Here is a 689-nt window from a genome sequence, read left to right as displayed (position 1 = left end):
CGGTCCCGGTCGTCTCGACGCTCACCACGGTCGTCTCGACGGAAGCCGGGGCGGTCACCACGGTCGTCACGCCGGGGGGCGGGGCGGTCACCACGGTCGCCTTCACGACGGCCGTGACCCGGACGGTCGTTGCCGCCACGGTCGTTGTCGCGGCTGAAACCTCCACGGTCTCCGCGGCCCCCGCGCTGACCGCCACGGTCGTTCCGGTCCCCCTCCCGTCGCCGCTGGTCGCGCTCCGGTCGGTCGTCGGGAGAGTTGGTGGACATGGTGACTCCTGTCTTAGGTACCGCAAGTCATTCTCGCGCAGCCGGCTGCCCGGTGCGCACTGCAAAAACAAAAAGGACCCTTGGTCCCAGCTGAACGCTGGGACCAAGGGTCCTTCCAAAGATTGTTCGGCGGCGTCCTACTCTCCCACAGGGTCCCCCCTGCAGTACCATCGGCGCTGTAAGGCTTAGCTTCCGGGTTCGAAATGTAACCGGGCGTTTCCCCTACGCTATAACCACCGAAACCCTAATGGTTTCGAGCGAACAAGCACACTCTTCTATTGTCTGTTCTGCTCAAAGCCGACAACTGTTCGTTGTCTCAGAACTAACACAGTGGACGCGAGCAACTGAGGACAAGCCCTCGGCCTATTAGTACCGGTCAACTCCACACGTTACCGTGCTTCCATATCCGGCCTATCAACCCAG

The 689-nt window shown here is 62.4% G+C and carries 2 rRNA genes; both read right to left on the bottom strand.

The features are described from left to right. Positions 1-390 precede the first annotated feature (390 nt). Positions 391-507 (bottom strand): 5S ribosomal RNA (gene rrf, locus IO24_RS0140025). A gap of 105 nt (positions 508-612) precedes the next feature. Then, a 23S ribosomal RNA gene (locus tag IO24_RS0140020) occupies positions 613-689 on the bottom strand; the annotation flags it as partial.

Source organism: Streptomyces flavovariabilis (genome assembly GCF_000725785.1).
GTDB lineage: Bacteria > Actinomycetota > Actinomycetes > Streptomycetales > Streptomycetaceae > Streptomyces > Streptomyces hawaiiensis.
The sequence above is the reverse complement of the archived record's forward strand: the minus strand, read 5'-3'. Positions and strand labels throughout refer to the sequence as shown.